The following is a 26,698-nucleotide window of genomic DNA, read 5'->3' on the forward strand; positions in this document are numbered from 1 at the left end:
GTGCCCTCATCGTGGCACGCTCCCGGTCCCGGTTCCACCACCGGGACCGCGGGACTCAGTCCTGCAGGAACCCCAGCAGTGCCTCGTTGACCTCGGCGCCGTGGGTCCACAGCAGGCCGTGCGGGGCGCCCTCGATCTCGACGTAGGTCGCCTCGGGCAGGAGCTCACGGAATCGACGTGCGGTCGCGTCGATCGGGAGGACGTTGTCCGCCGTCCCGTGGACGATGAGCGCGGGAACCGTCACCGCGGGGATGTCCGCACGGAAGTCGGTCGGCCACGTCAGGGGCGCGGCGGCGATGGCGGCGTTGCCGGCCTGGTTCGCGACGGCGACCGAGGCGTCGACTGCTTCCTGCGAGATGCGGGTGCCGAGGTTGTCGTCGAGGTTGTAGAAGTTCTGGAAGAAGCCGGTCAAGAACGCGTACCGGTCCTCGGCGACCGCCGCAGCCGTGCCGTCGAAGAACGCCTGGTCGCCCGCACCGTCGGGGTTCTCGTCGGTCTTCAGCAGCCACGGCTCGAGCGAGCCGAGGAAGGCGACCTTGGCGATGCGGTCCGCGCCGTAGCGCGACAGGTAGCGTGCGATCTCGCCGGTTCCCATCGAGAAGCCGACCAGCACCGCGTCGGTGAGCTCGAGTTCCTCGATGAGCGCGTGCAGGTCGGCGGCGAAGGTGTCGTAGTCCGAGCCCGACGCCGTCTTCGTCGACGCGCCGAACCCACGGCGGTCGTAGGCGATGACGCGGTAACCGGCCTCGAGGAGCGCGGCCTGCTGCTTGCCCCAGGACTCCCCGTTCAGGGGGAACCCGTGGATCAGCACGACGGGCTGGCCCGATCCCTGATCGGTGTAGAAGATGTCGACGTCGACCGAGTTCTCGGTCCCCACGGTGATGTGCGCCACAGCGGCTCTCCTTCCGGCCGGAGCGGACCTCCGGCGACACCTCGACGCTACGGTCCGCGCGGCTGCCCGGCCAGCGGTTGACGGATCCTTCGTCCGTCGTTCACCGCCCGCCCGCCGGTACCGTGGCCTCATGGCGTCGATCGACCTGAACGCGGACCTCGGTGAGACCGTCGACGGCGTGCCGACCGCCGACGACGAGGCGATGTTCGCGGTCGTCTCCAGCGCGTCGGTGGCCTGCGGCGGACACGCCGGTGACGCCGCGTCGATGACGGATGCCGTCGCCCGCGCGACGGCTGCGGGCGTCGCCGTGGGCGCACATCCCTCCTTCGTCGATCGGGCCGGCTTCGGCCGTGTCGCGCGCGCCGTCGCGCCCGACCTCCTCCGCACGCAGGTGCGCGAGCAGATCGGCGCGCTCGTCGCCGCCGGCGCCGACCTCCGCTACGTGAAGCCGCACGGTGCGCTCTACCACTCCGTCACGGCCGATTCCGCGTCGGCGGAGGCCGTCGTGGCCGCCGTGGCCGACATCGCCCACGATCTTGGCAGGCCGCTGCCCTTGCTCGGCATGCCGGGTGTCGTCGTTGAGGCCGCGGCGGCCCATGGCATCCCGTTCCTCGTCGAGGCGTTCCTCGACCGCGGCTACCTGCCGTCCGGCGCGCTCGTGCCCCGCGGCGAAGCGGGCGCGCTGCTGAACGACGCCGACGCGGTCGCCGCGCGGGCGGTCCGGCTCGCCGGCGACGGGCTGGTCGACGCGGTCGACGGGTCGACGCTCCGGGTGCAGGCGGCCTCCCTGTGCCTGCACGGCGACACCGCGGGGTCGGTCGCCATGGCCCGGGCGGTGCGGGCCGCGCTCGACACGGCGGGGGTCGCGGTGCGCGCCCCGTGGTGATCCGCCCATTCGGCGACAGCGCGCTCCTCGTCGAGGTCGGCGGGCTCGCGGATGTCCTCGACCTCCATGCGCGACTCGCCGACGCGGCCCCGCCCGGCGTGCTCGATCTGGTCCCGGCGGCGCGGACGGTGCTCGTGCACGTCGACACCGCCGTCCTCCCGCTGTCCGCAGCCCGCACCTGGATCACGGCGGGGGAGAGCGCTGAGAGGCGCGCTGGCACGGCGCCGGCGCAGACCGAGGTCGAGCTGCCCGTCGCCTACGACGGCCCGGACCTCGCCGAGGCGGCATCCCTCGTCGGTCTCTCACCCGACGCGCTCATCGGGCGGCACCTCGCGGCGCGGTGGCGCGTCGCGTTCACCGGCTTCGCACCCGGGTTCGGGTACCTCGTCAGCGACGACTGGAACCTCGACATGCCGCGACGGGCGACGCCGCGCACCCGCGTGCCCCGCGGCGCGGTGGCGCTCGCCGGCGGGTTCACCGGCGCCTACCCGCGCGAGACCCCCGGCGGGTGGCAACTGATCGGCACGACGGACGCGCCCCTGTTCGACCCGAGCGCTGCCGAGTCCGTCCTCCTCCGCCCCGGAACGCTCGTGCGGTTCCGCCGCGTCGCCTCGGTGGCCGTCGCCGCGCCCGCGCAGGCCGTCCGGCCGGCGGGAGCCCCCGCGTTCGACGTCGTCGACCCGGGCGCCCTCGCGACGGTGCAGGATGCCGGTCGCCCGAGGCGCCTGGCCGACGGGATCGCCCTCTCGGGAGCGGCCGACCGTCCGGCGCTCGCGGCCGCGAACCGGCTCGTCGGCAACGCCGACGGTGCACCGGCGATCGAGATCACCCTGGGCGGGTTCCGCGCGACCTCCTCCCGCGACCTCTGGATCGCCGTGACGGGTGCGTGGGGCCCGGTCCGCATCGCCGACCGTGACGTCGACGCCTACCGCCCGGTGCTGTGGCCGGCCGGCACCGACCTCTCGATCGGCGCGTTCCGGGCCGGCGTGCGCGCGGTCCTGGCCGTGCGCGGCGGTGTCGCCGCGGCAGCGGCGCTCGGGTCGGCCGCGACCGACTCGCTCGCCGGGCTCGGGCCGGCGCCGCTGCGCGCGGGCGACGCGGTCGCGACGGCGGATGCCGCGCGGCATCCGGTCCCCGCAGTGGACCTCTGGCCGTGGACGCCGCCGCCCGATGTGCTCGAGGTCACGATCGCCGCGGGGCCTCGCGCAGCGTGGTTCACCCCCGAGGCGCGTCGGGCGCTCGTCGAGAGCCGGTGGGTGGTCGGGGCGCGGGCGGATCGCGTCGGCATCCGCCTCGACGGTCCGTCGCTCGCGCGGACGCCGGACGCGGTGGGGCGCGAGCTCCCGAGTGAGGGGATGCTGCCGGGCGCCGTGCAGGTGCCGCCCGACGGCGTCCCGGTGATCCTTGGTCCCGACGGTCCGGTCACGGGTGGATACCCCGTGATCGGTGTCATCACGGCGGTCGGCCGGGCGGCACTCGCGCAGGCTCGGCCGGGCTCTCATCTTCTGTTGCGGAGCGCAAGCCCCCGCCGGTGACACGCCTCGCCGCGTAGGGTCGGCGGCATGTCCCTCCGCCGCGCCTCCGCCGTCCTCCTGCTCCTGGCGGGACTGGGTCTCGCCGGATGCGCCGCGGAGTCCGCTCCGCCCGCCGAGTCGAGCCAGGCGGCTCCCGAGAGCGACGCCGTCGAGTTCGCGCCGGCGTCGGGCGAAGTGATCACCGCGGAGCAGTACACACTGACCCTGCCCGAGGGATGGGGCTACCCCGACGGTGCTCCCGACGGCTTCGACGAGACGACCTTCGCGGCCGACCTGACCATCGAGGACGGCTACCGCGACAACGTCAACATCCTGGTCTCCCCCGGGGGAGAGGTGACCTCCGAGCAGGTCGAGGAAGCGGGGGTCGCCCAGCTCGAGGAGGCCGGCGCGTCCGACGTGAAGGCGCTCGAGCGCGTCACGGCAGCCGGCTCCGAGTCGGCCCACCTGTCGGCACGCGTCGAGCAGGGGGAGACGCCCTACGTGATCGACCAGTTCTACCTGGTCAACGCGGGACAGACCTACATCGTGACGTTCGCGTCGGATGTGGAGAAGTCGCAGGAGGAACGGGACGCCCTCGCGCAGTCCGTCCTCGTGACCTGGCAGTGGACCTGACCCACGCCCGCGAGTTATACCGCAGCCCGTCGAACTCGTCAACGATTCGACTGGACACGGCGCGTCGCGCGTCCTATAGTGGGTAGTTGCGCTCCCCTCTACTTGCCCTCATATGGTGGTCGGCTTGTGCCTGCGCCCCCGACGGTCTCCGTCGGCGCGCGCCGCAGGCGTTGACGGGAGTACTCCACCTGACGACAAGGAAAACCAGCCCTCCCCGGGCTCACGGAGGTAATCCCCTTGGCTGCTGCGCGCAACGCAACTTCCACCACCACCAACAAGAACGGTCGCGGAGCATCCCGCCTCTCGTTCGCCAAGATCTCCGACACGCTGGAGGTCCCTGACCTCCTCGCGCTGCAGACCGAGTCGTTCGACTGGCTCGTCGGCAACGAGGCATGGAAGGCACGCGTCGCTCAGGCGCAGGCCGAGGGCCGCACCGACGTGCCCGAGATCAGCGGCCTCGAGGAGATCTTCGAGGAGATCTCGCCGATCGAGGACCTGGGCGAGACCATGCAGCTCTCGTTCACGAACCCGTACCTCGAGCCCGAGAAGTACTCCATCGAGGAGTGCAAGGAGCGCGGCAAGACCTACGCCGCCCCGCTCTACGTCGAGGCCGAGTTCATGAACCACCTCACGGGTGAGATCAAGACGCAGACGGTCTTCATGGGCGACTTCCCGCTCCAGACCGCCAAGGGCACGTTCATCATCAACGGCACCGAGCGCGTCGTCGTCTCGCAGCTCGTGCGTTCGCCCGGTGTCTACTTCGACAAGACGCCCGACAAGACCTCCGACAAGGACATCGTCTCGGCGCGCGTCATCCCCAGCCGCGGTGCGTGGCTCGAGTTCGAGATCGACAAGCGCGACCAGGTCGGCGTCCGCATCGACCGCAAGCGCAAGCAGTCGGTCACCGTCTTCCTGAAGGCCCTCGGCCTGTCGAGCGAAGACATCATGCAGGAGTTCGCGGGCTTCAGCTCGATCGAGGAGACCCTCGAGAAGGACACCATCCTCACGAAGGAAGATGCGCTCCGCGACATCTACCGCAAGCTCCGTCCGGGCGAGCAGGTCGCCGCCGAGGCCGCCCGCGCGCTGCTGGACAACTTCTACTTCAACTCGAAGCGCTACGACCTCGCCAAGGTCGGCCGCTACAAGATCAACCAGAAGCTGGGCATCGACAAGGCCCTCAGTGACTCGGTCCTGACCGTCGAGGACATCGTCGCGACGATCAAGTACCTCGTCCGTCTGCACCGCGGCGACGTCAGCTACGACGGCGTCCGCAGCGGCAAGCCCGCCGAGATCCGCCTGGACGTCGATGACATCGACAACTTCGGCAACCGTCGCATCCGTGCCGTCGGCGAGCTCATCCAGAACCAGGTCCGCACCGGTCTGTCCCGCATGGAGCGCGTCGTCCGCGAGCGCATGACCACGCAGGACATCGAGGCGATCACGCCGCAGACCCTGATCAACGTCCGCCCCGTCGTGGCCGCGATCAAGGAGTTCTTCGGAACCTCGCAGCTGTCGCAGTTCATGGACCAGAACAACCCGCTCGCGGGTCTGACCCACAAGCGTCGCCTGTCGGCGCTCGGCCCCGGTGGTCTGTCGCGTGAGCGCGCCGGCGTCGAGGTCCGTGACGTCCACCCCTCGCACTACGGCCGCATGTGCCCGATCGAGACCCCGGAAGGCCCGAACATCGGCCTGATCGGTTCGCTCGCATCGTTCGCTCGCATCAACGCGTTCGGCTTCATCGAGACGCCGTACCGCCGCGTCGTGGGCAACAAGGTCACCGACCAGATCGACTACCTGACGGCGGCTGAAGAGGCCGACTACGTCGTGGCCCAGGCCGGTGTCGAGCTCAACGCCGACGGCACGTTCGTCAACGACCGCATCCTGGCCCGTCGCGGTCAGGGCGGCGAGGTCGACCTGTTCCCCGTCGACGAGATCGGCTACATGGATGTCTCGCCGCGCCAGATGGTGTCGGTCGCGACCTCGCTCATCCCGTTCCTCGAGCACGACGACGCGAACCGCGCCCTCATGGGTGCGAACATGCAGCGTCAGGCCGTCCCGCTGCTGCGCAGCGAGTCGCCGATCGTCGGCACCGGTATGGAGGGCTACGCCGCCATCGACGCGGGTGACGTCCTCACGGCTCAGAAGGCCGGTGTCGTCTCCGAGGTCTCGGCCGACGTCGTCACCGTCCAGCTCGACGAGGGTGGCACGCAGGACTACTTCCTCCGGAAGTTCGACCGCTCCAACCAGGGCACGTCGTACAACCAGCGCGTCGTGGTCTCGGCCGGTGAGCGCGTCGAGGTCGGCGAGGTCATCGCCGACGGTCCCGCCACCGAGGAGGGTGAACTCGCCCTCGGCAAGAACCTCCTCGTCGCGTTCATGACGTGGGAGGGTCACAACTTCGAGGACGCGATCATCCTCAGCCAGGAGCTCGTCAAGAACGACACCCTCTCCTCGATCCACATCGAGGAGTACGAGGTCGACGCTCGCGACACCAAGCTGGGCAAGGAGGAGATCACCCGTGACCTCCCCAACGTCAGCCCCGACCTGCTGAAGGACCTCGACGAGCGCGGCATCATCCGCATCGGCGCCGAGGTGCGTCCCGGCGACATCCTCGTCGGCAAGGTCACGCCCAAGGGCGAGACCGAGCTCTCGGCCGAGGAGCGCCTGCTCCGCGCGATCTTCAACGAGAAGAGCCGCGAAGTCCGTGACACCTCGCTGAAGGTTCCCCACGGTGAGCAGGGCACGATCATCGCCGTCAAGGAGTTCAACGCCGAGGACGGCGACGACGAGCTCGGCTCGGGCGTCAACCGCCGCGTCGTGGTCTACATCGCCCAGAAGCGCAAGATCACCGCGGGCGACAAGCTCGCCGGTCGTCACGGCAACAAGGGCGTCATCGCGAAGATCCTGCCCGTCGAGGACATGCCGTTCATGGCGGACGGCACCCCGGTCGACGTCGTCCTCAACCCGCTCGGCATCCCCGGTCGAATGAACTTCGGCCAGGTCCTCGAGACCCACCTCGGGTGGGTCGCGAAGCAGGGCTGGAAGGTCGACGGCTCGCCGGAGTGGGCTGCGAAGCTCCCCGAGCAGGCTCGCGAGGCCGCTCCCGGCACGAAGGTCGCCACCCCGGTGTTCGACGGCGCGTTCGAAGAGGAGATCGCGGGTCTCCTCGACTCCACGAACCTGACCCGCGACGGAGAGCGTCTCATCGACAGCTCCGGCAAGGCGAAGCTGTTCGACGGTCGCTCCGGTGAGCCGTTCCCGGCCGGCATCTCGGTCGGTTACATGTACATCCTGAAGCTGCACCACCTTGTCGACGACAAGATCCACGCACGCTCGACGGGCCCCTACTCGATGATCACCCAGCAGCCGCTCGGCGGTAAGGCCCAGTTCGGTGGCCAGCGCTTCGGTGAGATGGAGGTCTGGGCGCTCGAGGCCTACGGCGCCGCATACGCGCTGCAGGAGCTGCTGACGATCAAGTCCGACGACATCGTGGGCCGCGTCAAGGTCTACGAAGCGATCGTCAAGGGCGAGAACATCCAGGAGCCCGGCATCCCGGAGTCGTTCAAGGTCCTCATGAAGGAGATGCAGTCCCTCTGCCTGAACGTCGAGGTCCTCTCGGCCGACGGCACCGAGGTGAACCTGCGTGACAGTGACGACGAGGCCTTCCGTGCAGCGGAAGAGCTCGGCATCAACATCTCCACCCGGTTCGAGTCGACGTCGATCGACGAGATCTGACCCGTACCGGCAACGAACAGAATTCCGACACAGGAGAATCAGTGCTCGAGTCACACACCTTCGATCAGCTTCGCATCGGTCTCGCCACCGCCGACGACATCCGTCGTTGGTCCTTCGGCGAGGTCAAGAAGCCCGAAACCATCAACTACCGCACCCTGAAGCCCGAGAAGGACGGCCTCTTCGGAGAGCAGATCTTCGGACCTTCGCGCGACTGGGAGTGCGCCTGCGGCAAGTACAAGCGCGTCCGCTTCAAGGGCATCGTCTGCGAGCGCTGCGGCGTGGAGGTCACCAAGTCCTCCGTCCGTCGTGAGCGCATGGGCCACATCGAGCTCGCCGCCCCCGTCACCCACATCTGGTACTTCAAGGGCGTTCCCTCGCGCCTCGGATACCTGCTGGACATGGCGCCGAAGGACCTCGAGAAGGTCATCTACTTCGCCGCCTACATGGTGATCTCGGTCGACGAGGATGCGCGTCACCGCGACCTGCCGACCCACGAGGCGAACCTCCGCCTCGAGATCAAGAACATCGCCGACCGTCGTGACGCCCGCGTCGCCGACCGCCTGCAGAAGCTGGAAGACGAGCTCGCCGCCCTCGAGGCGGAGGGAGCCAAGGCCGACCAGAAGAAGAAGGCGAAGGACGCCGCCGAGAAGGAGATGACCACGATCCGCAAGCGCGGCGACGAGCAGGTCGCCAAGCTCGAGCGGATGTGGGACGAGTTCCGCGGACTCGAGGTCGGTCAGCTCAAGCAGGAAGACGACATCTTCCAGGAGCTGCAGGACCGCTTCGGTCAGTACTTCGAGGCCTACATGGGCGCGGAGTCGATCAAGCGTCGCCTGCTGGCGTTCGACCTGGCCGCTGAGGCCGAGTCGCTCCACCTGCAGATCTCCGAGGGCAAGGGCCAGCGCAAGATCCGTGCGATCAAGCGTCTCAAGGTCGTCAACTCGTTCCTGTCGACGGGTATGAGCCCCGCATCGATGGTCCTGGACGTCGTCCCGGTCATCCCGCCGGAGCTCCGCCCCATGGTCCAGCTCGACGGTGGCCGTTTCGCCACGTCCGACCTGAACGACCTGTACCGTCGCGTCATCAACCGCAACAACCGTCTCCGTCGCCTGATCGACCTCGGTGCCCCCGAGATCATCGTCAACAACGAGAAGCGGATGCTGCAGGAGGCCGTCGACGCCCTGTTCGACAACGGCCGCCGCGGTCGCCCCGTCACCGGTACCGGCAACCGCGCCCTGAAGTCCCTCAGCGACATGCTGAAGGGTAAGCAGGGTCGTTTCCGCCAGAACCTGCTCGGCAAGCGCGTCGACTACTCGGGCCGTTCGGTCATCATCGTCGGCCCGCAGCTGAAGCTGCACCAGTGTGGTCTGCCCAAGCAGATGGCGCTGGAGCTCTTCAAGCCGTTCGTCATCAAGCGCCTGATCGACCTCGGTCACTCGCAGAACATCAAGGCCGCCAAGCGTGCCGTCGAGCGCACCCGTCCCGAGGTCTGGGACGTGCTCGAGGAGATCATCCGCGAGCGTCCGGTTCTGCTGAACCGTGCGCCCACGCTGCACCGCCTCGGCATCCAGGCGTTCGAGCCGCAGCTCGTCGAGGGCAAGGCCATCCAGCTCCACCCGCTCGTCTGCGCCGCCTTCAACGCGGACTTCGACGGTGACCAGATGGCCGTGCACCTGCCGCTGTCGGTCGAGGCTCAGGCCGAGGCCCGCGTGCTGATGCTCGCCTCGAACAACATCCTGAAGCCGTCGGACGGCCGTCCGGTCACCCTGCCCTCGCAGGACATGATCATCGGTCTGCACCACCTGACGACCCTCAAGGAGGGCGCTGCCGGTGAGGGCCGTGTGTTCGGTTCCGTCGGCGAGGCCATCCTGGCCAAGGACGAGGGCACCCTCGACCTGCAGGCCAAGGTCCGCATCCGCGTCCCCGGCCTGACCTTCCTCGAGGGGGAGGCTCCGGAGGGCTACGAGCGTCACGGTCTGGTGGATGCCTCGCTCGGCCAGGCGATCTTCAACGACACCCTCCCCAAGGGCTACCCGTTCGTTCGCGAGCAGGCCGACAAGGGCAAGCTGTCGCAGATCGTCAACAAGCTGGCTGAGGAGTACCCGAAGACCGAGGTCGCGGCATCCCTCGACCGGATCAAGGACGCCGGCTTCTACTGGGCCACTCGTTCGGGTGTGACCGTCGCCCTCAGCGACGTCCTCACGCCGCCGAACAAGAAGGAGATCGTCGCCGCCTACGAGAAGCAGGCAGCGAAGGTCCAGGGCCAGTTCGAGAAGGGCCTCACGACCGACGCCGAGCGTCGTCAGGAGCTCATCAAGATCTGGACCGAGGCGACCGACGAGGTCCAGAAGGCGATGCGGGACAACTTCCCGGCCGACAACACCATCAACCGCATGGTGAGCTCGGGTGCCCGTGGTAACTGGCTGCAGATCCGCAACATCGCGGGTATGCGAGGCCTGGTGAACAACCCCAAGGGTGAGATCATCCCCCGTCCGATCATCTCCTCGTACCGCGAGGGTCTGTCGGTGGCGGAGTACTTCATCGCGACGCACGGTGCCCGTAAGGGTCTGGCCGACACGGCCCTCCGTACGGCCGACTCGGGGTACCTCACGCGTCGTCTCGTGGACGTCTCGCAGGATGTCATCATCCGCGAGGAGGACTGCGGCACGACCAAGGGTCTCGAGTTCACGATCGCCGCTCCCGGCGCCGACGGCGAGCTCGTCCGCGACGCGAACGTCGAGAACTCGGTGTTCGCCCGTACCCTCGCCGCCGCTGTGGTCGACGCTCAGGGCACCGTCCTGGCCGAGGCCGGCGACGACGTGGGCGACGTCCTCATCGACAAGCTGGTCGCCGGTGGCATCGAGAGCATCAAGGTGCGCTCGGTCCTGACCTGCGACTCGGCCGTCGGTGTCTGCGCGAAGTGCTACGGCCGTTCGCTGGCCAGCGGCAAGCTCGTCGACATCGGCGAGGCGGTCGGTATCATCGCCGCTCAGTCGATCGGTGAGCCCGGTACCCAGCTGACGATGCGTACGTTCCACACCGGTGGTTCGGCATCGGCGGACGACATCACCCAGGGTCTGCCCCGTGTCCAGGAGCTGTTCGAGGCTCGTACCCCCAAGGGTGCGTCCCCGATCGCCGAGGCCGACGGTGTCATCAAGATCGATGAGACCGACAAGGCCAAGAAGCTCATCCTGACTCCGGACAACGGCGACGAGCCGCACGTCTACCCGGTCCTCAAGCGCGCCACCCTCCTCGTCGAGGACGGCCAGCGCGTCGAGGTCGGTCAGCCCCTGCAGGTCGGCACGCTCGACCCCAAGGAGGTCATGCGTGTCATGGGTGCCCGCGAGGTGCAGAAGTACCTCGTCGGCGGCGTGCAGGGCGTCTACCGCTCGCAGGGTGTGCCGATCCACGACAAGCACATCGAGGTCATCGTGCGCCAGATGCTCCGCAAGGTCACGGTCGTCGACCACGGCGAGACGGACCTGCTGCCCGGTGAGCTGGTGGACTTCAAGCGCTACCAGCAGATGAACCGCGAAGCGGTCGCCGCGGGCAAGCGCCCCGCGTCGGGTCGTCCCGAGCTGATGGGTATCACGAAGGCGTCGCTCGCGACCGAATCGTGGCTCTCGGCCGCGTCGTTCCAGGAGACCACCCGCGTCCTCACGCAGGCGGCCATGGAGGGCAAGAGCGACCCGCTCGTCGGCCTCAAGGAGAACGTCATCATCGGAAAGCTCATCCCCGCCGGCACCGGCCTTGCGAAGTACCGCAACGTCGTGGTCGAGGCGACGGAGGAGGCCAAGAGCGAGCGGTACCCCAACCGCATCTTCGCCTCGGATGGTGCGTACAGCGACGCCGACCTGAGCTACGTCGACTTCGACAGCTTCTCGACCGACGACTTCACCCCCGGCAGCTACAACTGATCGAGGTGTGATCGTCTGACCGAAGGCCCCCGGGACTCGTTCCCGGGGGCCTTCGGCGTTGCCGCGCGAAGGTGGCGCGGCGGGGCCACTACCGTGGACGCATGGCACGGGTGGGTGGGCGCAACGCCGCTTTCGCATGGTTCGTCGGCATCGTCAGCGCGGCGATCGTCGTGACGTTGCTCGTCCTCGCGATCCCGATGTTCCCGGCGGCGTCGCAGTGGCTCGCCCAGATCGGACGGACGTCGGACGGATCAGACGGTGCCGGGGCTCCGTCGCCCGGGGCGTCGAGCGCCTCCGATGCCGCGTCGTCGCCGCAAGGCTGCCGCGACCTCTACAACGACGCCGCGTGGGCGGTTCTGCGGCAGACCGACGGCGCCGTGGTCACCGCGTCGACGGACCCGCCCGTCTCGAGTGCGAAGGACGTCGTGGCCGCGCTCCAGCCCGCGGTCGTCCTCACGTGTCGCTGGACGTCCGATGCGGGTGAGATCTCGACGACGGTCGCGACCGTGCCGACGGATGCCGGGGCCATCGCTGCCGCATCCCTCCCCGCCAAGGGGTTCACGTGCGCCGACGACGACGGGCGCGTCCGATGCGAACGCACGGACGGCGATCTGGTCGAGTCGATCGAGGCGGGCGGTGGCCGGTGGCTGTCGACGTCGCAGCAGGCGTGGCATCCGTCCCGGTACGCCGAAGGCGTGGCGGATGCGGTGTGGCCGGCCGAGGGGTGAGCCCCTCAGCCCCGGACCCGAGCCCTCAGCCCCAGATCTTCGACACGATCGCCGCGGTGTAGCCCTGCGGGGCGAGGTTCGAATACTGCGTGTCGATCGCCACTCCGTCGCGCCAGTAGACGGTGCGACCCACGGGGAGGCCGAGGTCGTCGGTGCCGCTCTTCTCGCACCGCAGGCCTTCGTCCGGCTCGTAGCAGAGGTAGCCGTTGTCGACGCCGAGCAGGTAAAGGGCGTCGCGCGCTTCGCGCTCGGGGGAGTAGCCGACGACCGTGACGAGACTCGTGCGGCTGGCGCCAGGGTCGGCCCACACGCAGACGCGGCTGCTGTCGGGACGGATGCCGCCGCCCATCCCCGGGGCGTTCAGCGGGATGCCCTGGAGGGTGGTGAGGATGCTGTCGCTCAGGATGCTCTTGCAATCCGAGGGGAGTGGAGTGGTCGACGTCGAGGGGCCGAACGGGAAGTCGGCGATCGCGACGGGTGTCATCGTCGGTGTGGGGGTTCCGGATGCCGCATCCGTCGGTGCGGGCCGGAGCGTGTCGGGCTCGGGGGCGCAGGCCGACACGGCGGCCGCGAGCGCGGCGGCGCTGACGAGGGCTCCGACGGCCCGTCCGATGCGTGCGCGCCGAGAGGACATGGTCACCACGATACGCACACCGCGCCACGCCGCCTGAAGAAACGACGGGGCGCCTCCCCGGCGCCCGCGGAACACCGGGATACGCTCGCTCCAGCGGTGGCGCACGCCCCCGCGTGAGGAGTGACACGGCAATGAGCGACCCCAAGTTCGGCGAGCGGAACGACCAGGCCAACGAGCCCGCTTACGGTGAGCCGATCGAGGAGCCGACGTCCTCCGACGACTCGCGCGGTGTCGACGACGTCGTCGGCAGTGCGAACGACAGCCTCGCCGATGCGGAGGCCGCCTCGCGCGCCTCGGATGAGCGCCCCCGCGGCGACCGTTCCTTCGATGTGACCGATCGGGGCTCCGACCTGTCGATCGACTACGGCAAGTACAGCGAACCCGACGCGCCCGTCGCCTCCAGCGCGGTCAGCAGCGAGCCGCTCTACCGTCCGTCGGCCGAGACCCGCGACGATGCGGTGACCGAGGCCATGCCTCACGCCGACGCTCCCACCCGCGTCAACGAGTCCGTGCCCGCCGATTCGACGACGGATGCCGCGGCCCCCGCCGCGGCGACGGCTGCCGCCTCCCACGTAGACCAGACCCCGACGACGGTCACCTCCAGCGAGCCCGCCGCCGCGCCGACGGCCGCGTACTCGCAGCAGCCGATCTTCGTGCAGGCGCCGGAGGCTCCCCGCCCGCGCGGCAACCGCGGCGCTGCGGGCCTCATCGGCCTGCTCGCCGCGCTCGTTTTCGCCGTCCTCTACCTCGTGGCGATCCTCGGGCTGGATGCGCTCGAGAACGGACTCACGGTCGACACCGTCGCGCAGCGGCTCGTCGAGGTCGTGACGACGTGGGCGTTCTGGGTCCCCGTCGCCGTGTTCTTCCTCGGCTTCTGGCTGCTGGGCGCGTTCATCAACCGCGGTCGCTGGGGCCTCTGGGTCGTCTTCGGGCTGATCGTCGGTGCCGTCGCCTACGGCGGGCACATCCTCGGGCAGCTCTTCCAGGCCCCGTTCTGGTCCATCGCGCCGTCGCGCGCGAACGAAATCGTCGGCGAGCAGCTCCTCGCACCGCTCGCCGTCATCGCTTTCGTCCTCGGTCGCGAGATCACCATCTGGTTCGGTGCCTGGGTCGCCCGCCGCGGTCGTCGGGTCACCGAGCTGAACGACGAGGCGCAGCGCGAGTACGAGCGCACCCTCGAGGCCGGCCCCCAGCTCCACCAGTACTGATGACTGCCCGCGGCTGATGACCCAGCCCGCCGGCGTCGCAGCGCCGATCGCCACGTTCTTCGCGGCGGTCGGCTTCGCTGCGCTCGCGATCTGCGGATTCGGCTTCACGAGCCTGGTGACCGACACCGACGTCATCGCCGCACCGGGCCTCGGGCAGGGCGCCGGCATCGCCGCGATGCTGCTCGCGGCGGGCGCGTTCGCGGGCGCCGAGTACGGCGCGGTGCGCCGCGGACGGTACCCCGCCGCGGTGTGGGTCATGATCGCGACGGTGGCCGGTTATCTGGCGGGGATCGTGCTCGGGGGAGTGCTGACGGGTGCGGATGCGGCGCTCGCTCTGGGGGCGGCGGGCACGTTCTCGCTGTCCTGGTTCGCCCTCGTCCTCGCCGTCACCGCCGCCGCGGCGTCATGGGCCGGGATCGCCCTCGGGCGGACGCGCGCACGCCGACCCGAGTGGCCGTGGGAGCGCAGCGACGAGGACGAGTGACGGGCGCGGCATCCCGATGGCCGGAAATACCCCCGATCGGCCCGGATCTCCGCGAGAATGGGTCCGTGGAGCGCTCGCTCGAGACGCAGGTGAACCAGGCCGTCGAGGCCTGGTTGCGCTGGTTGCCGCGCTGGGAGCCCGCGACGCACCGTGGCCGGGTCGCTCCGTGCCGCCGATGTCTGGGGTCGCCGATCCTGTCGGCAGCGGGCCTCGGCTCCGACGTCCCGCACGGTGTGCAGCACGGCCTGTCGACGCGGATCAAGACGATCGTCGACTCGTCCGTCGCGCAGTACACCGAGCGCAACCTGCCCATGCTGCAGGCCGAGCTCGATCAGCAGGCTGATCGCAACAGGTCCCGCACCTACCGCCCGTCTGAGGGACTCGAGCCCGAGTTCGAGGGCCTTCCCCTCGACCCCGACCCGGTCCCCGGCGCGCCCTTCCTCTTCACGATCGCCGGCATGGCCGATGAAGCGGATGCCGCCGTGCCCGCGCTCCCGCCGCTCACCGAGGATGCGAAGGCCGCACTCCGGCAGGAGGTCCGGCTGGCCGACGAGTACGCGAGCATGGTCGGCCGCGAGGTGTGCACGATCCTCCTGCGCCACCGGCTCCGGATCCAGACCGCGGTCGCGCAGTACGTGGAGCCGCAGATCGCCGCGATGCTCGAGGAGCTGACACGGTCGCTGGATGCGCCGTTCGACACCGGCGAGGGACTCCCGGGCGTCTGACCGTACGCCTCACCTGCTCATTTAGGGTGGGGGGATGAACACGGGAGTCGACAGCGGTGCAGGTGTCGTCCTGGGACTGCTGTCGATCATCCTCGGCCTCGCCGTCTACGTCTGGGTCGCCCTCGCACTGTCGGCCGCCTTCCGGAAGATGGGCGAGGAGTCGTGGCATGCCTGGGTGCCGGTGCTGAACGTCGCCGTCCTCCTCCGTTGGGGCGGGTTCTCGCCCTGGCTCGCCCTCCTCGTGCTCGTCCCCGGCCCCGGGACCGTAGCGGTGTGGGTGCTGATCGTCGTGACGATCCACCGCCTGAACCCCGGTTTCGGCTACGGCACCGGGATGACGGTGGTCGGTGCGCTGCTGTTCCCCGTATGGGTCACGATCGTCGGGTTCGGGCCGGCGGAGTGGCGCGGTGCTCGTCCCGCCCACCTGCGACCCGCGTCACCGTCGCCTGCCCCCTCCCCGCTGTATCCGCCGCTCGACTCGTTCTCCTCGGAGTTCGGCGCCCCGCTCCCGCCGCCGGCGTTCCCCGCACCCGCCGAGCCCGCCCCGGCCGTCCCGCGCGCCGGGGCGACACCGCAGCCCCCGGCATCCGTCGCCCCGGAGCCGTGGACGCCGGTGGCGCACGATGCGCCCGCGGTCGAGCAGTCCGCTCCCGACGAGGCGCCTCTCGAGCAGCCCGATCCCACGTCACCGAATCCGACCTTCCGTTCCGAGTCGCCCTGGCGGGAGGACGTGGACGAGGTGTCCGCGGTGTCGCCTGCGCCCTTCCCGCCGAACGCAGCCCGCGGCGGGGCCGTCGATCCCGCCGCCGACCCGGGGATCATCTCCGCGGTTCCGGGCCGCGACGAGGCACCCGTCGCCTGGGTGCGCCCGGCTGCGGTGGGAGCCGACCGCGACGAGAGCGACGTGTTCCCGGAACTGACCGACGAGGTGTCCGCCGTGGCGGGCTCGCCGGCGGCGGGCGCGCCCGTCGCGGCGACGTCGTCGGTGTCGGCCCAGGAGCGCGTGCGCGACGAGGCCGATGTCGCTCCGATGGACGACGAGCTCGAACGCACGGTCGTCGTCCGGCGTGGCCACGCCCGGTGGGAGCTCGTGCTCCCGGACGGGGCGACCGTGCCGCTGTCGGGAGACGTCGTCGTCCTCGGGCGCAACCCCGTCGCCGACCCCGCGCATCCTCGGGCGCAGCTCGTGGCGATCGCCGATCCGACGCGCACGGTGTCGAAGACCCACGCGCGTCTGGAACGTCGTGGCGACACGTGGCGCATCGTCGATCTGGGCTCGACGAACGGCATCCTGCTGCCGAATCTCGGGGCGGACGTCGAGGTCGAACCGGGCGTCGACGCCGAGGTCGCCGATCGCTTCCTGCTCGGTGACGCATCGATCCGGCTGCAGCGGGTGGATGCCGGTTCCTGAGGCTCGAGGACCGTCACCTGAGCACTCGCGGTGAACACCGGCCTCGTTTGACCCGGGTTCGCGATCCCGCGTATCATTGACCGGGTGTGCGCATACGCGCGCCCTGCGACATGCCTCGGTTCGGAGCAGGCGAGGCGAACGCATCCAGGGACAGGGCCTGCGAACAGGTCACCCCCACGGCATATCCATCACCCCGCACGTCGCACTCGCGGCGCGCTGATGGATCTGTGGTGAAACCACGAACGCTGTCACCGTGCAGCACCTGTGCGAGGCGAGAGCCGAGCGCAGATCGACAAGGAGAGAACGTGCCAACCATTCAGCAGTTGGTTCGCAAGGGTCGCTCGCCGAAGGTCACCAAGACCAAGGCGCCCGCCCTGAAGGCGAACCCGCAGCAGGCGGGTGTCTGCACCCGCGTGTACACGACCACGCCCAAGAAGCCGAACTCGGCGATGCGCAAGGTCGCCCGTGTGAAGCTCCGCAACGGGACCGAGGTCACCGCCTACATCCCCGGTGAGGGCCACAACCTGCAGGAGCACTCGCTCGTGCTGGTCCGTGGTGGTCGTGTCAAGGACCTCCCCGGTGTGCGTTACAAGATCGTCCGCGGCGCCCTGGACACCCAGGCCGTCAAGAACCGTAAGCAGGCTCGCAGCCGCTACGGCGCCAAGAAGGGTTGAGTTAGATGCCTCGCAAGGGACCCGCACCCCGCCGCGTCGTCGTCAACGACCCGGTCTACGGTGCTCCGATCGTCACCCAGCTGGTGAACAAGATCCTCGTCGATGGCAAGAAGTCCATCGCCGAGGCCATCGTCTACAACGCCCTCAAGGGCGTCGAGGCGAAGAACGGCCAGGACGCCGTCGCGACGCTCAAGAAGGCGCTCGACAACGTCCGCCCCACCCTCGAGGTCAAGAGCCGCCGTGTCGGTGGCTCGACCTACCAGGTTCCCGTCGAGGTCAAGCCGCACCGTGCGAACACGCTCGCGCTGCGCTGGCTCGTCTCGTACGCGAAGGGTCGCCGTGAGAAGACCATGACCGAGCGCCTCCAGAACGAGATCCTGGATGCCTCGAACGGCCTCGGTGCCGCGGTGAAGCGCCGCGAGGACACCCACAAGATGGCCGAGTCGAACCGCGCCTTCGCGCACTACCGCTGGTAATCAGCACCTCGGTGACCGGCCGGGCAACCCCCGGCCGGTCACCTCGCGACATCCGTCACTACACGTAAGGACACCCCGTGGCACAAGAAGTGCTCACCGACCTCAACAAGGTCCGCAACATCGGCATCATGGCGCACATCGATGCCGGCAAGACGACGACGACCGAGCGCATCCTCTTCTACACGGGTGTCAACCACAAGCTGGGCGAGACCCACGACGGCGCCTCGACCACCGACTGGATGGAGCAGGAGAAGGAGCGCGGCATCACGATCACGTCTGCCGCCGTGACCTGCTTCTGGAACAAGAACCAGATCAACATCATCGACACCCCCGGTCACGTCGACTTCACGGTCGAGGTGGAGCGCTCGCTCCGCGTCCTCGACGGTGCCGTCGCCGTCTTCGACGGCAAGGAGGGCGTCGAGCCCCAGTCCGAGACCGTGTGGCGTCAGGCCGACAAGTACGACGTCCCCCGCATCTGCTTCGTCAACAAGATGGACAAGCTCGGCGCGGACTTCTACTTCACCGTCGAGACCATCATCAAGCGCCTCGGTGCCAAGCCGCTCGTGCTGCAGCTCCCGATCGGTGCCGAGAACGACTTCGTCGGCGTCATCGACCTCGTCGAGATGCGCGCACTGGTGTGGCCCGGTGACTCCAAGGGTGACGTCACCATGGGCGCCAAGTACGAGGTCCAGGAGATCCCCGCCGACCTCAAGGACCGCGCTGACGAGTACCGTCAGAAGCTCCTCGAGACCGTCGCCGAGTCCGACGACGAGCTGCTCGAGAAGTTCTTCGGCGGCGAAGAGCTGAGCCTGGCCGAGATCAAGGGCGCCATCCGCAAGATGACCGTCGCCGGCGAGCTCTACCCCGTGCTCTGCGGCTCCGCGTTCAAGAACCGCGGCGTCCAGCCGATGCTCGACGCGGTCGTCGACTACCTCCCGTCGCCCCTGGACGTGCCCGCCATCGAGGCGCACGACCCGAAGGACGAGGAGAAGGTCATCGAGCGTCACCCCGACGCCAACGACCCGTTCGCCGCGCTGGCCTTCAAGGTCGCCGTGCACCCGTTCTTCGGCCGCCTGACCTACATCCGCGTCTACTCGGGTCAGCTCGACTCGGGTGCGCAGGTCATCAACTCGACCAAGGGCAAGAAGGAGCGCATCGGGAAGATCTTCCAGATGCACGCCAACAAGGAGAACCCGGTCGACGCGGTCACCGCCGGCAACATCTACGCCGTCATCGGCCTGAAGGACACCACCACCGGTGACACCCTGGCCGACCCGAACGAGCCGGTCGTCCTCGAGTCGATGACGTTCCCCGAGCCCGTCATCGAGGTCGCCATCGAGCCGAAGACCAAGGCCGACCAGGAGAAGCTGGGCATCGCGATCCAGAAGCTCGCCGAAGAGGACCCGACGTTCCGCACCGAGCTCAACCCCGAGACCGGTCAGACCGTCATCAAGGGCATGGGCGAGCTGCACCTCGACATCCTCGTCGACCGCATGAAGCGCGAGTTCCGCGTCGAGGCGAACGTCGGCAAGCCGCAGGTCGCGTACCGCGAGACGATCAAGAAGACCGTCGAGCGTCACGACTACACGCACAAGAAGCAGACCGGTGGTTCGGGTCAGTTCGCGAAGATCCAGTTCGCCCTCGAGCCCCTCGAGGTCACGCCGGACAAGATCTACGAGTTCGAGAACAAGGTCACCGGTGGCCGCATCCCGCGCGAGTACATCGAGCCCACCAACCAGGGCTTCCAGGACGCCATGCAGGTCGGCGTGCTCGCCGGCTTCCCCATGGTGGGTGTCAAGGCGATCCTGACCGATGGCGCGTCGCACGACGTCGACTCGTCCGAGATGGCGTTCAAGATCGCCGGCTCGATGGGCTTCAAGGAGGCCGTCCGCAAGGCGAACCCCGTTCTCCTCGAGCCGCTCATGGCGGTCGAGGTCCGTACTCCCGAGGAGTACATGGGCGACGTCATCGGCGACCTGAACTCGCGTCGTGGCCAGATCCAGTCCATGGAGGACGGTGCGGGCATCAAGATCGTCCGCGCCCTCGTCCCCCTGTCGGAGATGTTCGGCTACATCGGTGACCTGCGCTCGAAGACCTCGGGTCGCGCGGTCTACGCGATGGAGTTCGACAGCTACTCCGAGGTCCCCCGCGCGGTGGCCGACGAGATCGTCCAGAAGACCAAGGGCGAGTAACACCCGCTCTTCGGATGCCGGGGGCCCCGGCCCTCGGCATCCGCCCAAACTGAATATCGTCACGTCAACTACACTGACAACATCCCCGTAGAAACCCGGTCGCAATCCAGCGCCCGGATGACTACACGACAGTCCTGAGGAGGACCCAGTGGCCAAGGCCAAGTTCGAGCGGACCAAGCCGCACGTCAACATCGGAACGATCGGTCACGTCGACCACGGCAAGACCACGCTCACCGCTGCCATCTCGAAGGTGCTCGCCGACAAGTTCCCGTCGGCCACCAACGTGCAGCGTGACTTCGCGTCGATCGACTCCGCTCCCGAAGAGCGCCAGCGTGGTATCACGATCAACATCTCGCACGTCGAGTACGAGACCCCGAAGCGTCACTACGCGCACGTCGACGCGCCGGGTCACGCTGACTACATCAAGAACATGATCACCGGTGCTGCCCAGATGGACGGCGCGATCCTCGTGGTCGCCGCCACCGACGGCCCGATGGCTCAGACGCGTGAGCACGTCCTGCTCGCCAAGCAGGTCGGCGTGCCGTACCTGATGGTCGCGCTGAACAAGGCCGACATGGTCGACGACGAGGAGATCCTGGAGCTCGTCGAGCTCGAGGTCTCCGAGCTGCTCGCCTCGCAGGGCTTCGCCGAGGACGCTCCGGTCGTCCGCGTCTCGGGCCTCAAGGCGCTCGAGGGCGACGAGAAGTGGGTCCAGTCGATCCTCGACCTCATGGAGGCCGCGGACGAGAACATCCCCGACCCCGTGCGTGACAAGGACAAGCCGTTCCTCATGCCGATCGAGGACGTCTTCACGATCACCGGTCGTGGAACGGTCGTCACCGGTCGCGCCGAGCGTGGCACCCTCGCCATCAACTCCGAGGTCGAGATCGTCGGCATCCGCCCGACGCAGAAGACCACGGTCACGGGTATCGAGATGTTCCACAAGCAGCTCGACGAGGCCTGGGCCGGCGAGAACTGTGGTCTGCTCCTCCGTGGTCTCAAGCGTGACGACGTCGAGCGTGGCCAGGTCGTCGTGAAGCCGGGTTCGGTTACGCCGCACACCAACTTCGAGGGCACTGCTTACATCCTCTCGAAGGAGGAGGGTGGCCGTCACAACCCCTTCTACACGAACTACCGCCCGCAGTTCTACTTCCGCACCACGGACGTCACCGGCGTCATCTCGCTGCCCGAGGGCACCGAGATGGTCATGCCCGGTGACACCACGGACATGACGGTGGAGCTCATCCAGCCCATCGCCATGGAAGATGGACTCGGCTTCGCGATCCGTGAGGGTGGCCGCACCGTCGGCGCCGGCACGGTGACCAAGATCATCAAGTAAGTCCTTTCGGACTCACCGACAAGGGGTCGGGCCTTCGGGCCCGGCCCCTTCGTCGTTGCCGCAAGGGGTGCCGCCCGAATCCTCGGCGACCTAGACTGACCGCGCCGCGACACCCGCGCGGGCATCGATGGAGATGAGGGAGAGCATGGGAATCGACGACATCGTGGGCAAGGGGAAGCAGTTCCTCGAGCAGCACAAGGACGAGATCGAGAAGAACCTGAAGTCCGATCAGGCCGAGGACGTGAGCGACAAGGTGCTCGACGCGGCGGCCGAGTTCGTGAAGAAGGTCGCTCCCGACTCCGTGGACGCCAAGGTCGACGAGGTCCGCGACAACGTGGATCGGCGCATCGGCAACGAGTGACGATCGCGCGAAGGGGACGGATGCAGCTCGCATCCGTCCCCTTCGCGTCCCCGGCCGGCGGTCCGCCGTCTGACAGAATGAACGTCGGATGGTGAGGATCGGATGACGCAGGTGAAGCGGGACGCGTCGTGAGCGGCATCCTCGTCCACGAGTGGCTGTCTCGGCACGGGGGCTCTGAGAACGTGTTCGACGTGCTCGGCGGGGTGTTCCCCGACGCCGAGCGGTGGTGCCTCTGGAACGAGAGCGAGGGACGATTCTCGGGCGTCCACGAGACCGCTCTGGCCCGGACCCCCCTCCGCGGGCACAAGGCGGCCGCCCTGCCGCTCATGCCGCTGGCTTGGCGGGCGCTGCCGGAGCGGGACGCCGACTGGGTTCTCTGCAGCAGTCACCTCTTCGCTCATCACGCGCGATTCCGCGGGGCCGCGCGCGAGGCGCCGAAGCTCGTCTACACCCACACCCCGGCGCGGTACATCTGGACGCCCGAGCTCGACGGCCGTGGCGGCGGCGTCGCCGCTCGTGCCGCATCCGCCCTGCTGAAGCCGCTCGACCGGCGCCGCGCAGCCGAGCCCGTCGCCATCGCCGCCAACAGTGCCTTCATCGCCGACAGGGTCGCGCGTGCCTGGGGTCGCGACGCCACCGTCATCCACCCGCCGATCGACGTCGCACGTTTCGCCGACGCGCGGCCGACGGACGAGACGGATGCCGCCGTCGCCGACCTCCCTCGCGACTATCTGCTCGGGGTCTCGAGGTTCGTCCCGTACAAGCGCCTCGAGCTCGTCATCGACGCCGGGGTCGCGTCGGGCCTCCCCGTGGTCCTGGCGGGTGGGGGAGCGGACGAGGAGAGGCTCCGCGCGTACGCGGCGGATCGGCGGCATCCCGTCACGATCGTCCGCGACCCGTCGTCCATCCTGCTCGCCGCGCTCTACCGGGGCGCGCTCGCGCTCGTCTTCCCCGCCGTCGAGGATTTCGGCATCATGCCGGTCGAGGCGATGGCGGCGGGCACGCCCGTCGTGGGCAACGCCGTCGGGGGAGTCGCCGAGAGCGTCATCGACGGGGTCACCGGCGCGCTCGTCCACGAGTGGGCGGGCGAGGACCTGCGCGCCGCGGTCGAGCGCGCGGTGGCGTCGAGCCGCGAGGCGTGTGTGAGGCGCGCGTACGAGTTCGATCGTCCCGTGTTCGAAGCGCGCATCGCCGACTGGGTCGCGGAGAAGACGGCGTGAGCGGACTCCTCGTCGACGACCGGTACCGCGGTGCGCACGGGATCGGGCGCTACGCCCGCGAGGTGCTCGGTCGTCTCGATCGCGACTGGCGCGGCCTGGGGCTGGACGGCACGCCTTACAGCCCGTTCGACGCGTTCCGTGCCCTGCCGGATCTCGCCGCGGGATCCGTGGTCTACTCGCCCGGGTACGGGGCGCTGGTCCGCGCGCCGCGGCAGGTCCTGACGATCCACGACCTCATCCAGCTCGAGAGCCCCTGGCCCGGCCGCGCGAAGTTCCTCGCCTACTACGGCGGCCCCGTGCGGCGTGTGGTCCGGCGAGCCGGCATCGTCCTCACGGTGTCCGAGGCCTCGGCCGAGGCGATCCGGCGGTGGCTGCGCGACGACGCCGTCGACGTCGTCAACGCCGGCAACGGGTGCTCCGCCGCCTTCACCCCCGACGGCCCGCGCGAGGTCGCATCCGACCCGTACGTCCTGTTCGTCGGGAACGTCCGGGCGCACAAGAACCTCGACGTCGTGCTGCGCGCCCTCGCGGTGACCAGCGGCATCCGTCTTCGCGCGGTCGTGCCGGCCGGCGAGTCGGACCAGGTGCGGCAGGCCGCCGAGCGACATGGAGTCGAGGCCCGGATCGACGTCGTGGGCGGTGTCGACGACGCGCGGCTCGCCGAGCTCTACCGGGGCGCCGCCGCGACCGTCATGCCGTCGTTGCTCGAGGGGTTCGGACTGCCCGCCCTCGAATCCGTGGCGAGCGGGACGCCGGTCATCCATTGGGCCGGATGCCGCGCCGTCGCCGAGATCGTGGACGGGCGCGGCCCGGCGATGACCGACGCGCACGACGCGCACGAGTGGGCCGCCGCGATGACGGATGCCGCCGCATCCCCTCGCGCCGTCGACCCGCCGCGCGGCACGTACGACTGGGATCGCACGGCGGGGATCGTCTCCGCGACGCTCGCGCGTGCGGGCGGGTGAGCGGGTGCCGGGTGAATTCGCGCTCCGGGGCGAACGTATAGAGTGACTGGGCGGCACCGGTGGCGTGTGGCTCCGGCCGCCGTAACGCAGCCCGGCCACCGCAGCGAACGTGCTCGGTCGGACACGATCTGATTCGGGGATGTCGGCGGCGCCGTGGCGTGTGGACGTCCTCCCGATCGATGAGGGGTGCGCGCGTCGGCGGGGGCGATGCCCCGCCAAGGGCGAGTGGGCGCGAGCCTGCCGCAGACATGCGCCGAACGACGTGTTCGGCTCGTCGCCACCCGGGGGCGAGGATGCGATATGGATAAAGTGGGGATCTATGCGATTGATTGAGTACGACGCGTCCGAATTGACTCCTGAGGAGTGGCGCGACGGGGGCGAGGCTCGAGCGTTCAACCCGACGATCGCAGAGGTCGATGGCGGCTACGTCATCGCCTATCGCGTCGTCCAGGTCGACTCCGACCATCGGCGCATCGCCACCGCCCGCCTCGACGCCGATCTGGCGTTGGTGCCGGGCAGCGTCCGTCCTCTGTCGGACGAGATCGCATTCGCTGACGAGGGGCTTCCCGAGCGTGCGAAGACGTGGCACGCGGACCCCGTGTACCTGTGGCTGCGCGGCCGCCTCTACCTCCTCTGGAACGACGGGGGTGCTCGTCCGAGCAACCACCAGTTCCTTCTCGAGATGACGTCCGACGGTCAGCACCCGGCGTCGCCCGCCCGGGAGCTGACGACCCTCGACCGACGCCCGATCGAGAAGAACTGGACCCTCTTCGAGGCGGACGGCGAGGTCTACGCGAGCTACTCCTACCGGCCGCACCGCGTTCTCCGCGTCGACCTGGACAGCTCCGACATCCGCATCGTCGCGACGACGGCCCACCGCAGCAACTTCACGACGGACTACGAGCGCATCTTCGGCATCATCCGTGGCGGGGCACAGCCCGTCCGCCGCGGCGACAGCTTCCTCACCCTCGCGCACACGAGCTTCAAGACGGCCGACGGCCGTGTCTACCGGGGCGTGCTGCTCGAGTTCGAGGCGACGGCCCCCTTCCGGATCACCCGGATCGACGAGGTGCCCTTCGACCTCCCGAACCCCCGCGGCGCCAACTTCAAGCACGAGAAGCTCAACCCCGACGTGCACGAGGTCGTCTATCCGCGCGGCATGGTCCAGCGCGGCGACGACTGGGTGGTCGCCTACGGTCTCAACGACGAGGAGTGCGCTGTCGCCATCGTCCCCGGGGACGCGATCACGTCCGCCCTCGGTACGCAGGTGCGCAGCATCTTCACCACCGCGGATGCCCGGGCCCGCCTGACCTCGCTTCCTACCGAGGACGTCAGTTCCGGCTCGTCACCGAGCCTGCCGGTGTTCTGGTACGACGCGAAGAACAAGCTCTTTGACCCGTTCCCCGCCGGCCGTCGTTTCAAGACGGGCAACTTCGGCGACCTCGCCTCGCGCTGGGCGGCGAAGCGGGTTTCGGGTGTCGAGCTGCGCGAGCCCGCTCCCGGGGCGCCTCGGCTGCTCGCGATCGGCTCCGTCCTGCAGCGCGCGACGGACGGCGATGTCGTGTGGGGGTCGGGCGTGAAAGGTGGCTCCGATCCGCTGCCGGTCGGGATCGACCTGGACGTGCGCGCGGTGCGCGGACCGTACTCACTGGAATATCTGGCCGAGGCGGGTGTCTCGACGGAGCGCGTCACGCACACCTTCGACCCGGGCGTGCTCTTCCCGACCCTCTTCGCCTCGGAACTCGCTCAGACGCCCGACCGTCCGGGGCTCCGGATCGTGCCGCACTACCGCGATGACCTGGTCCTGCGCCGGAAGCACTACGAGCACCTCGATGCCTTCATCTCGGTCGACACGACTCCGCTCGGCATGATGCGAGCGATGAAGGGTGCGGACCGCGTGATCGCGAGTTCGCTGCACGGCATCATCTTCGCCGAGGCGATGGGGATCCCCGCCTACTGGTTGGCCCCGGTTGGCGGCGAGGACGAGCTCAAGTACTACGACTACTACTACGGCACCGGTCGTACGGACGTGAAGCGGTTCGAGTCGATCGACGACGCGATGCGGGCAGACCCCATGCCGCTTCCGACGTTCGACATCGAGGCCTACCTCGCGACGTTCCCCCACGACGCGGTCGACCGCCTGACCTCGGACATGATCCGTCCTGGCCAGCGGTTCCCGTTCACGCAGTGGGGACTCCACCACTTCGCCCGCAACTTCCAGCTGGCGGGTTTCGGCATCCGCGATCAGCAGGGCGTCTGGATGACGGAGCCCCGCGCCGCACTCAGCGGCGAGCTCGAGGGAGCTCCGGGCGACGTGTTCGACGTCACGATCACCTTCGCCCCCGGCGACCCCACGCTGTTCGCCAACTCGCAGAGCCTGCGCGTCCAGGCGAACGACGGCCCCGCGCAGGTCGTGCGGTGGCGCCCGGGAGGACGCGACCCCGTCGAGGTCACCTTCCAGGTGACCGCTCGCTCGACGAACCCCCTCCTGCAGCTGGACTTCGGTGTGACCCCCTCGCCGGCGACGACGAACATCACCCTCGTCGACAAGCTGGCCCGCCGCGACCCGACCGGGCTGCTCCGGAAGATGATCCCCGCGGCGCCGCTCGGCAAGAAGCCGCGCTACGGCGTCATCAAGGCGGTGCGGGTGTCGTCGCTCACGCGACGCGCGTGACTGCGCCGCGGGTGGGGCGTCCCTCGGGGC

General features: G+C 69.2%; 20 protein-coding genes. 18 read left to right on the forward strand and 2 right to left on the reverse strand.

Going from position 1 to position 26,698, the window contains the following annotated elements; genetic code table 11:
* Positions 1–55: 55 nt before the first annotated feature.
* Positions 56–892 carry an alpha/beta fold hydrolase gene (locus tag H286_RS0113750; RefSeq protein ID WP_020098626.1) on the reverse strand — a complete coding sequence of 279 codons (837 nt, stop codon included), beginning with the start codon at positions 890–892 and terminating at the stop codon, positions 56–58.
* Positions 893–1,022: 130 nt separating this feature from the next.
* Here H286_RS0113750 and pxpA point away from each other — a divergent pair, with 130 nt between their 5' ends.
* The 6 genes from pxpA to H286_RS0113780 all read left to right on the forward strand — a co-directional run bounded on the left by pxpA (position 1,023) and on the right by H286_RS0113780 (position 12,305).
* Positions 1,023–1,778, forward strand: coding sequence for a 5-oxoprolinase subunit PxpA (pxpA, locus tag H286_RS0113755; RefSeq protein WP_020098627.1), 756 nt, complete (start codon positions 1,023–1,025; stop codon positions 1,776–1,778).
* Positions 1,775–3,313 (forward strand): 5-oxoprolinase/urea amidolyase family protein, encoded by a 1,539-nt coding sequence (locus tag H286_RS0113760; protein WP_231370972.1) that lies wholly within the window; start codon positions 1,775–1,777, stop codon positions 3,311–3,313. Before pxpA ends, H286_RS0113760 begins: the two co-directional genes overlap by 4 nt.
* A 27-nt stretch (positions 3,314–3,340) precedes the next feature.
* Positions 3,341–3,925 carry a hypothetical protein gene (locus H286_RS0113765; RefSeq protein WP_018187376.1) on the forward strand — a complete coding sequence of 195 codons (585 nt, stop codon included), beginning with the start codon at positions 3,341–3,343 and terminating at the stop codon, positions 3,923–3,925.
* A gap of 237 nt (positions 3,926–4,162) precedes the next feature.
* On the forward strand, positions 4,163–7,660 hold the full coding sequence (gene rpoB, locus H286_RS0113770) for a DNA-directed RNA polymerase subunit beta (protein WP_018187375.1): 3,498 nt from the start codon (positions 4,163–4,165) through the stop codon (positions 7,658–7,660).
* A 41-nt stretch (positions 7,661–7,701) separates the two neighbouring features.
* Positions 7,702–11,577, forward strand: coding sequence for a DNA-directed RNA polymerase subunit beta' (gene rpoC, locus H286_RS0113775; RefSeq protein WP_018187374.1), 3,876 nt, complete (start codon positions 7,702–7,704; stop codon positions 11,575–11,577).
* A 101-nt stretch (positions 11,578–11,678) separates the two neighbouring features.
* Positions 11,679–12,305: a hypothetical protein gene (locus H286_RS0113780; protein WP_018187373.1), complete on the forward strand. Its 627-nt coding sequence runs from the start codon at positions 11,679–11,681 to the stop codon at positions 12,303–12,305.
* 25 nt (positions 12,306–12,330) lie between these two features.
* Here the strand turns inward: H286_RS0113780 and H286_RS0113785 are convergent, their stop codons facing one another.
* A complete protein-coding gene (locus H286_RS0113785; protein ID WP_036324514.1) occupies positions 12,331–12,939 on the reverse strand; it encodes a hypothetical protein in 609 nt (202 codons plus the stop codon).
* 131 nt (positions 12,940–13,070) lie between these two features.
* On the opposite strand from H286_RS0113785, the gene H286_RS0113790 reads away from it, so the two are divergent.
* The 12 genes from H286_RS0113790 to H286_RS0113845 all read left to right on the forward strand — a co-directional run bounded on the left by H286_RS0113790 (position 13,071) and on the right by H286_RS0113845 (position 26,668).
* Positions 13,071–14,147 carry a hypothetical protein gene (locus H286_RS0113790; protein WP_051090679.1) on the forward strand — a complete coding sequence of 359 codons (1,077 nt, stop codon included), beginning with the start codon at positions 13,071–13,073 and terminating at the stop codon, positions 14,145–14,147.
* A 16-nt stretch (positions 14,148–14,163) separates the two neighbouring features.
* Entirely contained in the window at positions 14,164–14,631 is a 468-nt protein-coding gene (locus H286_RS0113795; RefSeq protein WP_020098632.1) for a hypothetical protein, read from the forward strand.
* A 65-nt stretch (positions 14,632–14,696) separates the two neighbouring features.
* On the forward strand, positions 14,697–15,356 hold the full coding sequence (locus tag H286_RS0113800; protein WP_018187370.1) for a hypothetical protein: 660 nt from the start codon (positions 14,697–14,699) through the stop codon (positions 15,354–15,356).
* Positions 15,357–15,390: 34 nt separating this feature from the next.
* A complete protein-coding gene (locus H286_RS14730; RefSeq protein WP_051090680.1) occupies positions 15,391–16,767 on the forward strand; it encodes a DUF5684 domain-containing protein in 1,377 nt (458 codons plus the stop codon).
* Positions 16,768–17,072: 305 nt separating this feature from the next.
* Positions 17,073–17,441 carry a 30S ribosomal protein S12 gene (gene rpsL / locus H286_RS0113810; RefSeq protein ID WP_018187369.1) on the forward strand — a complete coding sequence of 123 codons (369 nt, stop codon included), beginning with the start codon at positions 17,073–17,075 and terminating at the stop codon, positions 17,439–17,441.
* A 5-nt stretch (positions 17,442–17,446) separates the two neighbouring features.
* Positions 17,447–17,917 (forward strand): 30S ribosomal protein S7, encoded by a 471-nt coding sequence (gene rpsG, locus H286_RS0113815; protein WP_018187368.1) that lies wholly within the window; start codon positions 17,447–17,449, stop codon positions 17,915–17,917.
* A 77-nt stretch (positions 17,918–17,994) separates the two neighbouring features.
* Positions 17,995–20,109: an elongation factor G gene (fusA, locus tag H286_RS0113820; protein ID WP_028497534.1), complete on the forward strand. Its 2,115-nt coding sequence runs from the start codon at positions 17,995–17,997 to the stop codon at positions 20,107–20,109.
* Positions 20,110–20,257: 148 nt separating this feature from the next.
* Positions 20,258–21,448: an elongation factor Tu gene (tuf, locus tag H286_RS0113825; RefSeq protein WP_018187366.1), complete on the forward strand. Its 1,191-nt coding sequence runs from the start codon at positions 20,258–20,260 to the stop codon at positions 21,446–21,448.
* Positions 21,449–21,593: 145 nt separating this feature from the next.
* Positions 21,594–21,809, forward strand: coding sequence for an Rv0909 family putative TA system antitoxin (locus H286_RS0113830; protein ID WP_018187365.1), 216 nt, complete (start codon positions 21,594–21,596; stop codon positions 21,807–21,809).
* Positions 21,810–21,937: 128 nt separating this feature from the next.
* Positions 21,938–23,029 carry a glycosyltransferase gene (locus H286_RS0113835; protein WP_020098634.1) on the forward strand — a complete coding sequence of 364 codons (1,092 nt, stop codon included), beginning with the start codon at positions 21,938–21,940 and terminating at the stop codon, positions 23,027–23,029.
* A complete protein-coding gene (locus H286_RS0113840; RefSeq protein WP_020098635.1) occupies positions 23,026–23,994 on the forward strand; it encodes a glycosyltransferase in 969 nt (322 codons plus the stop codon). Before H286_RS0113835 ends, H286_RS0113840 begins: the two co-directional genes overlap by 4 nt.
* A 319-nt stretch (positions 23,995–24,313) precedes the next feature.
* Positions 24,314–26,668: a polysaccharide pyruvyl transferase family protein gene (locus tag H286_RS0113845; RefSeq protein ID WP_020098636.1), complete on the forward strand. Its 2,355-nt coding sequence runs from the start codon at positions 24,314–24,316 to the stop codon at positions 26,666–26,668.
* The last annotated feature ends 30 nt before the right edge of the window (positions 26,669–26,698 follow it).

The sequence above is a fragment of the Microbacterium sp. 11MF genome, from assembly GCF_000383475.1.
GTDB classification, from domain to species: Bacteria; Actinomycetota; Actinomycetes; order Actinomycetales; family Microbacteriaceae; genus Microbacterium; species Microbacterium aquilitoris.

Excerpts from the sequence above, each read along its gene's own strand:
- pxpA (WP_020098627.1), top strand. The coding sequence starts at position 1,023 with ATGGCGTCGATCGACCTGAACGCGGACCTCGGTGAGACCGTCGACGGC.
- H286_RS0113765 (WP_018187376.1), top strand. The coding sequence starts at position 3,341 with ATGTCCCTCCGCCGCGCCTCCGCCGTCCTCCTGCTCCTGGCGGGACTG.
- H286_RS0113780 (WP_018187373.1), top strand. The coding sequence starts at position 11,679 with ATGGCACGGGTGGGTGGGCGCAACGCCGCTTTCGCATGGTTCGTCGGC.
- H286_RS0113785 (WP_036324514.1), bottom strand. The coding sequence starts at position 12,939 with ATGTCCTCTCGGCGCGCACGCATCGGACGGGCCGTCGGAGCCCTCGTC.
- H286_RS0113790 (WP_051090679.1), top strand. The coding sequence starts at position 13,071 with ATGAGCGACCCCAAGTTCGGCGAGCGGAACGACCAGGCCAACGAGCCC.
- H286_RS0113795 (WP_020098632.1), top strand. The coding sequence starts at position 14,164 with ATGACCCAGCCCGCCGGCGTCGCAGCGCCGATCGCCACGTTCTTCGCG.
- H286_RS14730 (WP_051090680.1), top strand. The coding sequence starts at position 15,391 with ATGAACACGGGAGTCGACAGCGGTGCAGGTGTCGTCCTGGGACTGCTG.
- rpsG (WP_018187368.1), top strand. The coding sequence starts at position 17,447 with ATGCCTCGCAAGGGACCCGCACCCCGCCGCGTCGTCGTCAACGACCCG.
- H286_RS0113830 (WP_018187365.1), top strand. The coding sequence starts at position 21,594 with ATGGGAATCGACGACATCGTGGGCAAGGGGAAGCAGTTCCTCGAGCAG.
- H286_RS0113845 (WP_020098636.1), top strand. The coding sequence starts at position 24,314 with ATGCGATTGATTGAGTACGACGCGTCCGAATTGACTCCTGAGGAGTGG.